19 protein-coding genes are annotated in these 14395 nt (G+C 74.3%); 11 read left to right on the top strand and 8 right to left on the bottom strand.

Annotation, left to right across the window (positions count from 1 at the left end):
* Positions 1–91 precede the first annotated feature (91 nt).
* Positions 92–721: an RNA polymerase sigma factor gene (locus tag BJ999_RS01345; protein ID WP_229810168.1), complete on the top strand. Its 630-nt coding sequence runs from the start codon at positions 92–94 to the stop codon at positions 719–721.
* Entirely contained in the window at positions 718–1419 is a 702-nt protein-coding gene (locus tag BJ999_RS01340) for a hypothetical protein (protein ID WP_179831549.1), read from the top strand. Before BJ999_RS01345 ends, BJ999_RS01340 begins: the two co-directional genes overlap by 4 nt.
* 7 nt (positions 1420–1426) lie before the next feature.
* On the opposite strand, the gene BJ999_RS01335 is transcribed toward BJ999_RS01340, so the two are convergent.
* Positions 1427–2230 (bottom strand): transporter substrate-binding domain-containing protein, encoded by an 804-nt coding sequence (locus BJ999_RS01335; RefSeq protein ID WP_179831548.1) that lies wholly within the window; start codon positions 2228–2230, stop codon positions 1427–1429.
* Positions 2231–2451: 221 nt separating this feature from the next.
* Between BJ999_RS01335 and BJ999_RS01330 the strand changes: the two genes are divergently transcribed.
* Positions 2452–3012: a dihydrofolate reductase family protein gene (locus BJ999_RS01330; protein WP_179831547.1), complete on the top strand. Its 561-nt coding sequence runs from the start codon at positions 2452–2454 to the stop codon at positions 3010–3012.
* A 63-nt stretch (positions 3013–3075) separates the two neighbouring features.
* On the opposite strand, the gene BJ999_RS41645 is transcribed toward BJ999_RS01330, so the two are convergent.
* A complete protein-coding gene (locus BJ999_RS41645; protein ID WP_179831546.1) occupies positions 3076–3486 on the bottom strand; it encodes a phosphoribosyl-AMP cyclohydrolase in 411 nt (136 codons plus the stop codon).
* Positions 3487–3532: 46 nt separating this feature from the next.
* A complete protein-coding gene (locus tag BJ999_RS01320; protein ID WP_179831545.1) occupies positions 3533–4315 on the bottom strand; it encodes a helix-turn-helix domain-containing protein in 783 nt (260 codons plus the stop codon).
* Between the two features lie 85 nt (positions 4316–4400).
* On the opposite strand from BJ999_RS01320, the gene BJ999_RS01315 reads away from it, so the two are divergent.
* Entirely contained in the window at positions 4401–4829 is a 429-nt protein-coding gene (locus tag BJ999_RS01315; RefSeq protein ID WP_179831544.1) for a hypothetical protein, read from the top strand.
* 25 nt (positions 4830–4854) lie between these two features.
* Here the strand turns inward: BJ999_RS01315 and BJ999_RS01310 are convergent, their stop codons facing one another.
* Positions 4855–5226 (bottom strand): hypothetical protein, encoded by a 372-nt coding sequence (locus BJ999_RS01310; RefSeq protein ID WP_179831543.1) that lies wholly within the window; start codon positions 5224–5226, stop codon positions 4855–4857.
* Positions 5227–5289: 63 nt separating this feature from the next.
* Positions 5290–5868: a TetR/AcrR family transcriptional regulator gene (locus BJ999_RS01305; RefSeq protein ID WP_179831542.1), complete on the bottom strand. Its 579-nt coding sequence runs from the start codon at positions 5866–5868 to the stop codon at positions 5290–5292.
* Positions 5869–5947: 79 nt separating this feature from the next.
* Between BJ999_RS01305 and BJ999_RS01300 the strand changes: the two genes are divergently transcribed.
* The 5 genes from BJ999_RS01300 (at position 5948) to BJ999_RS01280 (ending at position 11027) form a co-directional block, all read left to right on the top strand.
* Complete coding sequence (locus BJ999_RS01300; RefSeq protein WP_179831541.1) at positions 5948–7357, top strand: MFS transporter; 1410 nt, start codon at positions 5948–5950, stop codon at positions 7355–7357.
* A gap of 84 nt (positions 7358–7441) precedes the next feature.
* Positions 7442–8464: an MDR family NADP-dependent oxidoreductase gene (locus BJ999_RS01295; protein ID WP_179831540.1), complete on the top strand. Its 1023-nt coding sequence runs from the start codon at positions 7442–7444 to the stop codon at positions 8462–8464.
* Between the two features lie 19 nt (positions 8465–8483).
* Entirely contained in the window at positions 8484–8909 is a 426-nt protein-coding gene (locus tag BJ999_RS01290; protein WP_179831539.1) for a MerR family transcriptional regulator, read from the top strand.
* Between the two features lie 71 nt (positions 8910–8980).
* Positions 8981–9553, top strand: coding sequence for an NADPH-dependent FMN reductase (locus tag BJ999_RS01285; protein WP_179831538.1), 573 nt, complete (start codon positions 8981–8983; stop codon positions 9551–9553).
* 1 nt (position 9554) lies between these two features.
* A complete protein-coding gene (locus tag BJ999_RS01280) occupies positions 9555–11027 on the top strand; it encodes a DHA2 family efflux MFS transporter permease subunit (RefSeq protein ID WP_229810167.1) in 1473 nt (490 codons plus the stop codon).
* 43 nt (positions 11028–11070) lie between these two features.
* Here the strand turns inward: BJ999_RS01280 and BJ999_RS01275 are convergent, their stop codons facing one another.
* Positions 11071–11877, bottom strand: coding sequence for an SDR family NAD(P)-dependent oxidoreductase (locus BJ999_RS01275; RefSeq protein WP_179831537.1), 807 nt, complete (start codon positions 11875–11877; stop codon positions 11071–11073).
* A gap of 109 nt (positions 11878–11986) precedes the next feature.
* The gene (locus BJ999_RS01270; RefSeq protein ID WP_179831536.1) at positions 11987–12559 is read right to left on the bottom strand and encodes a CGNR zinc finger domain-containing protein; all 573 of its coding nucleotides are present in this window, start codon (positions 12557–12559) and stop codon (positions 11987–11989) included.
* Between the two features lie 69 nt (positions 12560–12628).
* On the opposite strand from BJ999_RS01270, the gene BJ999_RS01265 reads away from it, so the two are divergent.
* Both BJ999_RS01265 and BJ999_RS01260 read left to right on the top strand, forming a co-directional pair.
* Positions 12629–13018 carry a carboxymuconolactone decarboxylase family protein gene (locus tag BJ999_RS01265; RefSeq protein WP_179831535.1) on the top strand — a complete coding sequence of 130 codons (390 nt, stop codon included), beginning with the start codon at positions 12629–12631 and terminating at the stop codon, positions 13016–13018.
* Positions 13015–13887: a phosphotriesterase family protein gene (locus tag BJ999_RS01260; RefSeq protein WP_179831534.1), complete on the top strand. Its 873-nt coding sequence runs from the start codon at positions 13015–13017 to the stop codon at positions 13885–13887. The genes BJ999_RS01265 and BJ999_RS01260 overlap by 4 nt, the downstream gene beginning before the upstream one ends.
* Here BJ999_RS01260 and BJ999_RS01255 read toward each other — a convergent pair.
* Entirely contained in the window at positions 13884–14333 is a 450-nt protein-coding gene (locus tag BJ999_RS01255) for a hypothetical protein (protein ID WP_179831533.1), read from the bottom strand. The genes BJ999_RS01260 and BJ999_RS01255 overlap by 4 nt on opposite strands.
* Between the last annotated feature and the right edge of the window lie 62 nt (positions 14334–14395).

Genomic DNA, 14395 nt, shown 5'->3' with positions numbered 1-14395 from the left:
CGGCCGGTCGGCCGGTCGGGGGGTTCACTCCGTCAGCGCGAACCCGCGCGTACGTGTCACACCACAACGGGAATGCCTGCACAATGGCGCGGTGGACGAGGACGAGCTCGGCCGGGCGCTGCGGGCGGCGCAGGACGGCGACGAGGAGTCCTTCCGCATGCTCTACCGCGATGTCCAGCCCCGCCTGATCCGTTTCGCCGGGGCCATCGTCGGCGCGGACGCGGAAGACGTGACGTCGGAGGCGTGGCTGCAGATCGCCCGGGACCTTCCGGCGTTCCGCGGCGACCTCGACGGCTTCCGCGGCTGGACCGCGACGATCACCCGGCACCGGGCGCTGGACCACCTGCGCCGCAAGTCCCGCCGCCCCGGCTCCGACCTGCCGGTCGAGGAGCTGGTCGCGATGGCCGCCGATGCCGACACCGAGCTGGACGCCATCGACGGCATCGCCACCGAGCGGGCGCTCCGCCTGATCGCCGACCTGCCCCGGGACCAGGCCGAGGCGGTGCTGCTGCGCGTCGTCGTGGGCCTGGACGCCAAGTCGGCGGGCACGGTGCTCGGCAAGCGCGCGGGCGCCGTGCGGACCGCCGCCTACCGGGGGCTGCGGCGCCTCGCCGAGCGGCTGGCGGCGGCCCGCGCGGACGCCGCCGACGACGCGGCGGACACCCGCCCCCTCGTGCGCGGTGACAGAAGCGGCGGCAGCGGCGCTGAAGGGGTGATATGAGCGACGACACCGAGCCCGGACGGCTGGACCCGCGCGCCGCCGAGCGGCTGCTCGACGGCGCCGGCGGCCACGCCGAGCTGGGCGAGCTGCTCGCGGCCGCCTCCGCGCCCGGCCGCCCCCGCGAACTCGCGGGAGAGGAGGCCGCCGTCGCCGCCTTCCTCGCCGCGCCCCGGCCGGCCCGCCGCTCCCGGGCCGCGGCCCTGCGCCGATTCCTGACCGCCAAGGTCATCGCGGTGGTGGGCAGCTCGATCCTGCTGTCCGGCGGCGCGGCCTTCGCGACCGGGAACTTCCCCGGCCAGGACGCGGCGCCCGCGCCCTCGCCGACGCCCCACGAGCGCAAGACCCGCGAGCAGGGCGGCGGCTCCGGGTCCCATCCCCCGCGCCGGCCCGGGACGGGGCCCTCGCCCGAGCCGTCCGAGGGGCGGGGCAAGGCCGCCGGCGAGCACGGCAAGACGTCCGCGCCCGGTCAGAAGATGAAGACCACGAGTCCGAAGGTGAAGCCGACACCTCCGCGCGGCCCGGGGAACAACAACGGCACGATCCGGCCGACCACCCAGAGCAAGCCGAGCAAGAAGAACGGCTCCCAAGGGAACGGGGCCGCCAAGGGCGCCCCGCAGAGCGGTACCCAGAGCGGTACCCAGAGCGGTGACCCGCGGACCAACGTCCCGCTCCTGGGCGGCGGCGACGGCGGGCGGTGACCGGCGGTCACAGGCAGCCCTCGAACTGCGGCACCTGCACGTCCGACAGGTCCAGGCCGGACGAGCCGAACCACTTGCTCATGAACGCCGCCATCGTCCCGTCCTGGTACATCCGGGTGATGGCCGTGTTGAGCGCCTCGCAGCCGTCGGGGTCGCCCCGCCGGATCGCGATGCCCGTCCGCCGCTCGCCGAACCGGGCGTTCAGCAGCCGGAAGCCGGCGCCCTTCCGCGTCTTCAGCCCGGCCAGGATGGTGTCGTTCGTGGTGATGGCGTCGATGCGGCCGTCCGCCAGCATGCCCATGCACTCGTCGTAGGACCGCGCCGCCACGGGCACGGCCGGCACCTGCCGCTCGACCGTCACCGCCTCGGCGGCGCCCGATCCGGTGACGGCGCAGATCCTGCGCCCTTTCAGGTCGCGGACGCCGCGCACGCCGCGCTCGCGGTCCCGGACGAGGATGTCCTGGTACGACAGGAGGTAGGGGCCCGCGAACGCGAGCCGCTGCTTCCATTCGGGCTCCAGCCAGAACGTCAGGACCATGTCGACGTCCCCGTCGCGGAGCAGCCGTTCCCGGTCCCGCGCCAGCGCCGGGACGAAGCGGACCTTCTTCCCCAGCCGCGCGGCGAGGTAGCGGGACACGTCCACGTCGAGGCCCTCGAACGTGCCGTCCGGGCGCCGGAACCCGATGCCCGGCAGGTCCGGCCGCACGCCCGCGGTCAGCGTCTCCTCGCCGAGGATGGACGCCGCGTCGCGGCCCGCGCAGCCGCCGAGCAGGAGGGAGCCCGCCAGTGCCGCCGCGATCGGTCGCCGCATCCTTCGCCCCCTGCCCACGGCCCCGGCCCGTCGATCAGGGCGCGCCCGTCATCAAGGTGGCAGGCGGCCGGACGTCCCTCCACACGGTGACCGCATCCGGCCCTCCCTCCGCCGCCCGCGGCCACGGGCCCGCCGGACCGCCGTAAACATTCCGTAAACGGTGTCCGCGAAGCTCTGAGCACAGGAAACAACCTGTGGATCGCGAGCCCGAGGGGGAGATCATGCGGAAGTTCAAGCTTCAGGTGCAGGTCAGCGCGGACGGCTACATGGCCGGCCCGAACGGCGAGATGGACTGGATGACGTTCCCGTGGACCGACGACATCGGCCGGTACATCGACGCGCTGATGCGGCCGGTGGACTGCATCGTGCTGGGCCGCAGGCTCGCCGAGGGGTTCATCCCGGCCTGGGAGTCGGGGCCCGAGGGTGAGACCCAGGAGGCCATCGACCAGATGAACAACACGCCCAAGGTCGTCATCTCGAACGGCCTCACCGAGTCGCCCTGGAAGAACGCCGAGGTCGCGGGGGGCGACCTCACCGAGATCGTGAACGGGCTCAAGGCCCGCCCCGGCGGCGACCTGATCGCCTACGGGGGCGGCACGCTCGTCCGTGACCTGATCGCCCGGGGCCTGCTCGACGACCTCTACCTGTTCGTCAACCCGACCGCGATCGGCTCGGGCATGCCGGTGTTCCCGGAGGGCGACTACCAGCGGCTCGACCTCGTGGAGTCGCGCCTGTTCGACTGCGGCATCGCCGCCATGCACTACACGCCTAAGCGCGCCTGACCGGCTGCGCGGGCCGTCCGGCCCCGGCGTCCACCGCCCGGGGCCGGTCGCCCGCCCGGCCGGTCACTGCAGGAGGTGGCGCAGCGCCCCTCCGTCGGCGACGGAGCGGTAGTAGCAGGTGGGGCGGGGCTCCCCGGACGGGAGGTTCGTGTGGCAGGCGCCGCCGGTGGTGCGGTTGACGAGGTAGAGCAGGGAGTTCTGCTCGCAGTTGACGCGGACGTCGACCAGTTCGAGGACGTCCCCCGAGGTCGCGCCCTTGCGCCACAGCTCGTTGCGGGACGTCGACCACAGGACGGCGATCCGCTCCTCCAGCGTGGCCTTGAGGGCCTGGTCGTTCGCGTATCCGATGAACAGGACGTCCCCGCTGCCCGCGTCCTGCAGGACCACCGGGACGACCCGCGCCCCGGTCGCCGCGACGCCCGCCAGCTTGTCGAAGTCCAGGGTGAGCCGGGTGCCTTCTTCGAGTTCGTTCACCCCGCCATCCTGCCAACCCTCGGCACGGGCCGTCCCCACTGACACGTCACCCCCGCCGCCGCAGGAGGGCCGCCGTGGCCTCGTCGGCGGGCAGGAACGCTTCGAGACGCAGCTCGGACAGCGTGACGTCCACGGCGGTCGCGAACGAGGTCAGCGTGGTGATCAGGCGCAGCTCGCCGTCCGGGACCCGCAGCCGGAGCGGGACGGCGAACCCGAGGTGCCCGCCCGGCGACTCCACCGGGGGCAGGTAGCCGTCCAGCTCGTCGATGAACTCCGTCAGGCCCGGGTCGGGAACCTGCCGGGCCGTGTCGCGGAGGCTGCCGGTGATGTGCCGGCCCCATTCGGCGAGGTTCTCGACGCGGCGGGCCATCCCGTCCGGGTGCAGGGCGAGGCGGAGCACGTTGACCGGCGGTTCCAGCAGGGCGGGCGCGGCGCCCTCGGTGAGGACGCCGAGCGCCGGGTTCGCGGCGACGAGTTCCCCGTACGGGCGGACGACGACCGCCGGGTACGGCATGTGCCCGGCGAGAATGCGGTCGAGGGCCTCGCGCACCGGGCCGAGTTCGGGGGCGTCCAGCCCCGACTCGGTGTAGACCGGCGCGTATCCGGCGGCGAGCAGAAGCCCGTTGCGCTCCCGCAGCGGCAGCTCCAGCGACTCGGCGAGCCGCACCACCATGGTGCGGCCCGGCCGGGAGCGTCCCTGTTCGAGAAAGCTCAGATGGCGCTGTGTCGTGTCGGCCCTGATGGCCAGGTCGAGCTGGCTGAAGCGGCGACGCGTCCGCCAGCGTCGCAGGTCGCGGGCGAACTGCCCGGGTTCCGCCACCACCCTCATGCCCCCATCCCACACCGATCGCCGCGCCGGCTCCATTCCCTGGAGGGAATCGCGGACGCGCCCCGCGACTCGCAGACTGCCGGACATGCACATCGATGTGAAGCGAGTCGCCGACCGCTACCTCGCCCAGTGGAACGAGCCCGACCCCGCGGCGCGGAGCGCGCTGATCCGCGAGGTGTGGGCGCCTGACGCGACCCACGTCCTGGTCAACCCGCCGGAGGCGGTCCGGGACGCCGCCGCGGCGCTCGCCGTCCCCGCGCCGCCTCTGGAGGTCCACGGCCACCGCGCGCTGGACGCCCGGGTGACCAGGGCCTACGAGATGTTCGTCGCGCCGGGCGAGCACGTCTTCGAGGTCGCCGAGGAGCCCGTCGTCCTGCTGCCGCACGTGATCGGGGTCCGCTGGTCGATGGTGACGGCGGACGGCGGCGAGGCCGTCGGCGGCGGGCTGGACGTCCTCTACCTGGACGGCGACGGCCGCGTCCGCACCGACCACCAGTTCGTCGGGACGCGGTGACGCGCCGCACGGGGAAGGGCGGCCGTCAGGACGGTCGCCCTTCCGCGCGCAGGGCGAGGACGCCGAGGGCGGCGTAGCCGCCGGTGATCGCCGCCAGGCCGGCCGCCGACCGGCGCGGAACGTCGCCGCGGATCACATGGACGACCCCGGCCGCGGTGTCGCAGGCGTCCACCATCAGGCAGAGCCTCCGCCAGCGCCGCCGCGCCCCCGGATCGCCCAGCAGGTAGCCGAGGCCGAGGGCGACCGCCCTGCTGCCGAAGATCCGGATCATGTACCTGAGCTCGGGGCCGTCGCGGTCGCCGATGCCCGCCAGCCTCACGTTGAGGCCGGGCGCGGCCAGCGCCAGCGCGCCCCACGCCACCCGGCCGCCCGCCGCCATCTCCAGTGCTCGTTCCATGCCGCGACCCTCCCATCACATCCCGCCACGGACCGATTACCCCGGAGGTAAAGCCGCGATCGGCTACCCGGCCAGGATCGACCGCACCGTCGCGGTCACGACCCGGCCGGTCTCCTCCGCGTCCAGGCGCTCGGCGCGGGTCTCCTCGGCGGCGCCGTGCAGGACGTACTGCACGACGTTGACCAGCCAGGTGATCGGCAGGTCGGTACGGAACACCCCTTCCTCCTGGCCCCGGCGGATGATCGCTTCGACGCGCTCGGCCGGGTCGGCGTGCAGTTCGCGGACGCGTCCGGCCGGAAGGGCCTCCTGGGCCGCCGCCAGCAGCGCCCTCGATTCGGCCACGAGGGACCAACTGGACTCCACCAGCCGCGCGAGCGCCTCTGCCGGGCTGCCGGACAGGTCGAGGCCCGACAGCACCACATCCCCAGCGCGCAAGGCGTCGACCAGGGCGGCCTCGACCAGTTCGGCCCGGTTGCGGAAGTGGCCGTAGAGCGTCATCCGGCCGACACCGGCCGCCTTGGCGATGTCGTCGATGCTCGCGCCCGGATCCCTGCTCAGGCACTCGCGTGCCGCGGACACGATGCGGGCGATGTTGCGCTCGGCGTCGGCGCGCCGGCGCCGGCCGGTGGTGGCGGAGGGCATGCCGCATCTTAACTCGTATGACGCAGTACGGGTTAATCTGCTATATCTCGTATGGCACTGTACGAGTTAAGGAGACACGATGGCAGAAGACACTCACGCCCCGGCGGCGCGGGCCCATCCGCTGCGCTGGCGCATCCTGGGATTCCTCGGCGTGGCCCAGCTCATGCTGATCCTCGACGTCACGGTCGTCGCGATCGCGCTGCCGCACATGGAGGCCGACCTGGAGCTGAGCCGCCAGGCCGTGACCTGGACGGTCAGCGCCTACACCCTGACGTTCGGCGGGCTCATGCTGCTCGGCGGGCGGACCGCCGACCTGATCGGGGCCAGGCGCGTCGTCCTGGCCGGCCTGCTGGTCTTCACGGTGGCGTCCCTGGTCACCGGCCTGGCCGGATCGGCCGCCATGCTGCTGGGCGGGCGCGTCGCCCAGGGAGTGGGGGCGGCGATGCTGTCCCCGGCGGCCCTGTCCCTCGTGGTCACCCTGTTCCAGGACGACGAGCGGAACAAGGCGCTCGGCGTCTGGTCCGCGCTGGGCGGCGGCGGCGCCGCACTCGGCGTGCTGCTCGGAGGGGCGCTGACCGCCGGTCCCGGGTGGCCCTGGGTGTTCTTCGTCAACGTCCCCATCGGGCTGGTGATCTTCGCCGCGCTCGTCCGGATGCTGCCGCGCCACCGGGCGGCCGCGGCCCGCCCCCGGCTCGACGTCCTCGGCGCGCTGCTGGTCACCGCCTCGTCCGGCGCGCTGATCTACGCGTTCATCCGCGCCGGGGACGACGGCTGGCTCGGCCTCGGCACCGGCCTGCCGGTGCTGCTCGCCGTGCTCGGCTACCTGGCGTTCGCCGCCAGGCAGAAGACCGCCCGCTCGCCCATGATGGACGTCTCGCTGCTGGTCCGCCGTCCGGTCGCCACCGGCACGTTCCTGATCGTGACGGCCACGGCCCTGATGATCGCGATGTTCTTCCTCGGCACGTTCTACTTCCAGCACGCCCGGGGCTACGGCGCGCTGCGCACCGGCCTGCTGTTCCTCCCCATCGCGGTCGCGACGATGGCCGGCGCCAGCCTCACCGGCCGGACGATCGCCGCGGCGGGACCGCGCCGGCTCGCCGTGGCCGGGCTCGTCACCACCGCCGCGGGCATGGCCCTGCCCGCCGTCTCCCTCCACCCCGTGACCGTCGTGATCGGCACGGCGGTCGCGGGCGCCGGGACCGGCGCGATGTTCGTCGTCGCCTCCGCCACGGCCCTCGGCCAGGTGGCGCCGCACGAATCCGGCATCGCGTCCGGCATCGTCAGCACGTTCCACGAGTTCGGGGCCTCGATCGGGGCCGCCGTCATCTCCAGCGTCGCGGCCGCCAGCCTCACCGGCGACACCCTCGACGGCTTCACGCACGGCTTCGTCCTCGCCGCCGTCACCGCCGCCGTCGCCACGCTCACCGCCGCCGTCCTGACCCCGCCCCGTCCGCGCCGCCTGACCGAGCCGGGCCCGGCGGACGCTTGACCCTGACGCGCGGGTCAACGGTTAGCTTCGTGGCCCGCGTCCGGGGCCCGTCCCCGGACTCCAGTCCCTTTTGAGGAGCGTCCGATGCCGTCCTTGCCCCCTACCTCGCGCGTGGTCCAGCTCGCCGACCTTCCCGACGGGCTTCCGGGGCCGGAGCATTTCGGCGTCGTCGAGGTTCCCATGCCGGTGCCGGGGGACGGGGAGGCGCTGGTCCGCAACCGCTACTTCCAGGTCTTCCCGTCGCTGCGAACCCTGATCGGCGGCGGTGTGAAGGGCACGCCCTTCCCGCCGCTGCGTCCGGGCGACACCCTGTTCGGGGCGGCCATCGGCGAGGTCGTCTCGGCGCCCCGGGACGCCGGGCTCCGTCCCGGGGACCTGGTCCGCCACTGGCTGGGCTGGCGCGAGCACGCGGTCATGCCCGCCGACCAGTGCACGCCGCTGGACGGCGCGCTGCCCGATCCGGTCGCGCATCTCAGCCAGGCGGGCGTCGCGTACACGGCGCTGACCCGGGACGCGCGCGTCCGTCCCGGCGACACCGTGTTCGTCTCCGGCGGCGCGGGCGGGGTCGGCTCGCTGGCCGGCCAGGTCGCCCGCCTGCTCGGCGCGGGCCGCGTGATCGGCAGCACGGGCTCGCCCGGCAAGGCCGCCCGCCTGGTGTCCGAACTGGGCTACGACGCGGCCGTGATCCGGGGCGGGCGGCCCGTCGCCGAGCAGCTGGCGGAGGCCGCACCCGACGGCATCGACGTCTTCGTGGACAACGTCGGCGGCGAGCAGCTCCAGGCCGCGATCGCCGCCGCCACGCCCGGTGCGCGGTTCGTCCTCGTCGGGACGCTGGCCGGGCAGCTCGCACCGAACCGCGCCGGCACCACGGCGCCGGTCGAGGTCGACACGTTCCAGCTGATCGCCAAGCGCATCGAGATGCGCGGTTTCGGCGGGCTGGACGGCACCGGGCCGCGTCCCGAGTGGGCCGAGCGCGTCGGCGCCTGGCTCCGCTCCGGGGACATCACCTTCCCGCACGCGCGCGTCGCGGGCATTGAGAACGCCCCGCGGGCGTTGCACGAACTGATCAGCGGACGGCACCTGGGAGCCGTCATCGTCGAGTTGTGACGTCCCGAGAGGAGTCCCCATGCGGATCGGCGACGCCGCGGCGGCGGCGGGAACGACCCCGCGGGCCCTGCGGTTCTACGAGCAGCGCGGGCTTCTGCCCCCGCCGTCCCGCACCTCCGGCGGGCAGCGCCGGTACGGGCCCCGCGAGGTGGCCCGGGTGCTGACCATCCGCCGGTTGCTCTCCCTGGGGCTGACCATCGAGGACATCCGCGGCTGCGCCGACCGGCTCGACCTGCTGGACGGCGACGCGCTCCCGCCCTACGGCGGCCCCGGCTGCGCGGGGAGCGCCGGGGTCGCCCGGCGCCGCCTCGCCGTCCTCGACGCCGAGATCGCCCGCCTGACGGTGCTGCGCGACGCCCTCGCCACCCAGATCGGCGGGACCGACGCGGCCGGCGCCCCCGCCGCCGGCCCGTCACGCGGGCAGGTAGGGCGCCCAGTCATCTGACAGATGAGCCGCCCGCAGTGGTCTCCGTAGCTTCGATCGTGTCAACATGCCGCGCTTCGAGGAGAGACCCTATGAGCAAGGAACCGCTGCGCGTCGCGATCATCATCGGGAGCACGCGCGAAGGACGGTTCGGGCCGACCGTGGGGACCTGGTTCGTCGAGCAGGCCCGGCAACGCGACGACCTGATCGTCGATGTGGTCGACGTGGCGGACGCGCCGCCGCCGTCCGCGCTGGGTTCGAAGGCGTCCGAGGGGTTCGAGCGCGTGACCCGGACACTGCACGAGGCCGACGCCTACGTCGTGGTGACCTGCGAGTACAACCACAGCTTCCCCGGCACGCTGAAGAACCTGATCGACACCCACTTCCACGAGTGGCGGGCCAAGCCCGTCGCGTTCGTGTCGTACGGCGGGCTGGGGGGCGGGCTGCGGTCCGTCGAGCACCTGCGGGGCGTCTTCGCCGAACTGCACGCCGTGACCGTCCGCGACACCGTCAGCTTCCACCACCCGTGGAACTGGTTCGGGAACGACGGCCGGCCGAACGACCCCGAGGGGGCCTCCGCGGCGGCCAAGGGGATGCTCGACCAGCTCGCCTGGTGGGGGCACGCGCTGCGCGACGCCCGGGCCGTCCGCCCGTACGGGGGCTGAGGTGACCGCGACGGCCGAGGCCCCGCCGCGGGGCCGGACGGCGCCGGGCCCGACGGCGATCGTGCTCGTGCTCGTCCTCGGCTCCATCATGATCACGCTGGACACGACGGTCGTGAACGTCGCGATCAACCGGCTGTCGCAGGAGTTCCGCGCGCCGCTCGGCACGATCCAGTGGGTGGCGACCGGGTACTCGCTGGCGCTCGGCGCGGTGATCCCGTCCAGCGCGTGGGCGGTCGGCCGGTTCGGCGCCCGCCGTCTGTACCTGGGCGCGATCGCGGCGTTCGGGGCCGGGTCACTGCTCGCCGGGCTGGCGTGGAACATCGAGTCGCTGATCGCGTTCCGGGTCGTGCAGGGGTTCAGCGGCGGGCTGGTGATGCCCGTCGGCATGACGATCCTGCTGCGCGCCGCCGGGCCCGAGCGGCTCGGCCGGCTGATGAGCACCCTCGGGCTCGCGATCCTCGTCGGGCCGCTCGCCGGGCCCGTCCTCGGCGGCTGGCTGATCGACGAGGTGTCGTGGCGGTGGATGTTCTTCGTGAACCTGCCCGTCGCGGCGGCCGTGGTGGCGCTGGCCGCGCGGCTCTTCCCGCGCGACGTCCCGGCGGAGTCGAAACCGCTGGACGTCCCGGGCCTGCTGATGCTCTCGCCCGGCATCGCCGCCGTGCTGTACGGCGTGACGACGGGCGGCGACCGCGGCGCGTTCGGCTCGCCCGGCGTCGTGGTGCCGATGGTCGCGGGCGGAGCGCTGGTCGCCGCGTTCGTCGTCCGGGCGCTGACGGCCCGGCATCCGCTGATCGACCTGCGCGGCTTCCGGGACCGGACGTTCGCCGCCGCGACCGGCACGCTGACCCTGTTCTCCTTCGGCTACTTCGGATCGATGCTGCTGCTCCCGCTGTACCTGCAGGTCGTCCGGGGCGAGAGCGCGACCATGGCGGGCATGCTCGGAGTCCCGTTCGCTTTCGGCTCCGGGACGGCGATGCAGGTCGCCGGCCGGATCGCCGACCGGGTGCCGCCCGGACGGCTCGTCCCCGTGTCGGCCGCGACGGCCCTCGCCGGATTCGCGCTGCTCACCGTGCAGCTCGACGCGGACGCCTCCTACTGGGGGCTGTGCGCGACGATGCTGCTGATGGGCGCGGGCGGCGGAGCGACGATGATGCCCGCGATGACGGCGGCGACCCGCGGCATGCCCCACGACCGGGCCCCGGCGGCGAGCGCGACCGTCAACCTGGTCAACACGATGTCGGGCGCGATCGGGCTGGCGACGGCGTCGGTCGTGCTGTCATCGCTGATGAACGGCCTGGTGCCGGACGGGCGGGGCGGCGCGCTCCAGGCCGTCCACGGGATGGGCCCGGATGAGCGCCGGGCGATCGCCGGGCCGCTGGCGGAGGCGTTCCAGCACACCTACCTCTTCGCGGCCGGGATGCTGGCCCTGGCCCTGATCCCGGCACTGCTGCTGCCGCGCCGCCCCACCGGCTGACGCGTCGGGCCCCCGGCCGGCCGGGGCCGGGGGCCGGCGGGGCTCAGACCTCCTTGAGGAAGCCGGAGTCGACGGCGAAGTCGGCCCCCGTCGTGCTCGCCGACCGCGGCGAGGCCAGCAGCACGATCACGTCCGCGACCTCCTGCGGCGTCGCGAGACGCCCGGTCGTGAGGCTCATCATCTCGGCCGCGCCGCCGTCCAGCACCGCGTCGCGGTCGGAGCCCATCGCCCCGGCGATGATGTCGGCGGCGCCGCCCTCGTCCGTCCACCACGGCGTCCGGACCGGACCGGGCGACACCGAGTTGACCCGGACGCCCTGCGGCGCGAACTCCTCCGACAGCCCCTTCGTCAGGTTGTTCAGCGCCGCCTTCGCCGCGTTGTAGTCGTAGTTCATCGGCCCGGGGCGCCGCCCGTTCCCCGACGAGACGTTCACTATCGACGCCGCGTCGCTCTCCAGCAGGTGCGGCATCGCGGCCCGCACCGAGCGGACCACCGCGAACAGGTTGAACTCGAACATCTCGCGCCAGTCGTCGTCGGACGGGGTCAGGAATCCGAACCGGGGGAGCGTCGCGCCGGGCGGCGGCCCGCCCGCGTTGTTGACCAGGACGTCGAGCCGGCCGAACTCCTCCACGGCCCGCGCCACGACCTGCGCCGGGGCGTCGGCGTCCATCAGGTCGGCGGGCACGTGCAGCAGGTTCGGACCGGCGAGCGCGTCCAGCTCCCCGCCGGGCTTGCGGGACACGGCCACCACGCGGGCGCCCTCGTCCAGCAGCGTCCGCGTGACGGCCGCCCCGATCCCCTTCGACGCCCCGGTGACGATCGCGACGCGCCCGGCAAGCCTCAGGTCCATGGGTTTCCTCTCATAAGGCGGGCGCGCCCACCCCGGACGCGCCTCGCCCTCTGAACCCCATCCCGCCCCCAGCGGTTGCACCGAAGAACGCGCGCTCGCCGTCCTGGAGCTAGGCGTTCGGGTTCTTCGCCTCGGCCGCGCGGCGCGCGCGCAGGGCGCGTACCCGGCCGCGGCTGGCGCAGGCAGGGGACGGGCACCAGCGGCGACGGCCGGCCGTGTCGACGAAGACGCCGCGGCAGTCGTCCTCGGGGCAGACCTTGAGGTCGCTCCGTCCAGGGCCGGTCAGATGGTCGACGGCCTGCCGCGCGATGCGCCCCAGCGCCGCCCCGGCGGTCGGGGGCGCGGACCTCGTGATCCGTCCGCCGACCGACAGGTCGACCGGGTCCTCCTCGGCGAGGTAGCCGGCGAGGCTCCGCACGTCGTCCCCGTCCGGCGGACGCCCGTCCACGGTCGCGAGGGCGATGGGACGGAGCAGTTCGCGCAGGAGGAGGGCCCTGTCCAGATCGTGCCGGTCGGGCGGCCGGACGGGAGCGAGCTCGCAGAGGTCCAGCCACTCGGCGAACCGGCCGGGATCGGGAAGGCGCTCGACCGACCGCGCGCCGAAGGCGCGGCCGCGCGTGGCGAGCAGGTTCAGCCAGGTCGCACCGCAGTCGAGCCGGAACGCCGGCGGATCGTCCTTCATGGGACAAGGGTAACGCTCGACCCGTTACGATGCTACGGTAACGACTCAAGCGTTACAGAGGAGATCACCATGCCGCTCGCCGAGCACCTGACCCGCACCCGCCTCGACCGGGACGCGGCCTACCGGCTGCTGGACGTCCTCCAGGACGAGGCCACCCAGAACGCCGCCCTTCCCGGCCTCGACGACCTCGCGCCGGGCTTCGCCGACTGGATCGTCACGAGCCTGTTCGGCGGCACCTACCAGCGCGAGGGCCTGTCCCTGCGCGACCGGCAGCTGCTCAACCTCGCCGCCCTCACCGCGATGGGCGGCGTGGACCCGCAGCTCACCGGGCACGTGACGACCTGCCTCCGGCTCGGCATGGCCCGCGAGGAGATCGTCGAGGCGCTCGTCCACCTCGCGCCCTACCTCGGCGTCCCGAAGGTCCTCGCCGGCCTGCGCGTGGTGGCGGCGGCGCTGTGAGGATCAGGACGGTCCTCGGCGACATCGCCCCCGGCGACCTCGGCGTCTGCGACGCCCACGACCACCTCTTCCTCCGCTCGCCCCGGCTGCCGGGCGAGGAGCTCGACGACCCCGCCGCGGCCGCCGCCCAGCTCCGCGCCTTCGCCGCGCTCGGCGGCCGGGCGGTCGCCCAGTGGACGCCCCACGGGATGGGACGCCGCATCGACGACCTCGCGGACGTCTCGCGCGCCACCGGCGTCCACGTCATCGCCGCCACCGGCCTGCACCAGGCCGCCCACTACGACGCCGCCCTGCTGGAACGCCTCCAGCCGGACGTCCTGTTCGCCGACGAGCTGACCCGCGGCCGGGCGGGCATGATCAAGGTCGCCACCGCCTTCCACGGCCTGGACGCCCACGCCCGGCGCGTCATGACCGCGGCGGCCGGGGCGTCGAACGCGACCGGCGCCCCCATCGGCGTCCACCTGGAGCAGGGGACGTCGGCCCTCGACGTCCTCGACCTGCTCTGCGGGGCCCTCGGCGTGCCGCCGGACCGGGTGATCCTCGGGCACCTCAACCGCTCTCCCGACCCGTGGGTCCACCACCGCGCCGCGGAATCGGGCGCCTACCTGGCGTTCGACGGCCCGTCCCGCACCCACCACGCCACCGACTGGCACCTGTTCGCCTCGCTCACCGCGCTCGCGGAAGCCGGACACACCGACCGGCTCCTGATCGGAGGCGACACGACGACGGCGAGCGCCCGCGCGGAGCTGGGCGTCCCCCACACGCTCCGGGCACTGCGCCCGCGCGTCGAACGGCAACTGGGCCGCGAGGCGGCGACGGCCATCTTCACCACGAACCCGGCCAGGGCGTTCGCCGCTCCCTGGCCCTAGTTCAGCGCCTCGTAGACGAGGGCGGCCACCGCGCCGTAGGCCAGGTGGGGGACGACATCGGACGCCCAGTCCGACGCCGACCATTCGCGGGGATCGGTCAGGCCGAGGGCGGTCATCGGGGCGCTCGACCCGGCCATCGCCAGCCCGGTCAGCACGACGGTCCCGACCGGCCGCGGGAAGCGACGGCGCCCCGCCAGCAGGCCGTACAGCAGTCCCGCGCCGAGTCCGGTGCCGAAACCGAGCATCGGCCCGAGCCCGGCCTTGCGGTTCTCGGCCTTCTCCCCCTCGCCCAGCTCGACCCCGGCGACGTCGGCCAGCTTCTCCACGCTCTGCTCGGGCGTGCTGCTGGCCGGCCGTCCCCGCACCGCCATATCGAGATAGGTCACCATGTTGAGGGCGGTGGTCCCGGCCGCCCCGGCGGCCAGTCCGCGCGTGATTCTGTCCATGCCGTCGCGCTACCCAGCATCCGCGGGCTCCCACCTCCGCCCCGCGATCGACAGGCCGCTGC

It is taken from the genome of Actinomadura citrea (assembly GCF_013409045.1).
GTDB classification, from domain to species: domain Bacteria; phylum Actinomycetota; class Actinomycetes; order Streptosporangiales; family Streptosporangiaceae; genus Spirillospora; species Spirillospora citrea.
The sequence above is the reverse complement of the archived record's forward strand: the minus strand, read 5'-3'. Positions and strand labels throughout refer to the sequence as shown.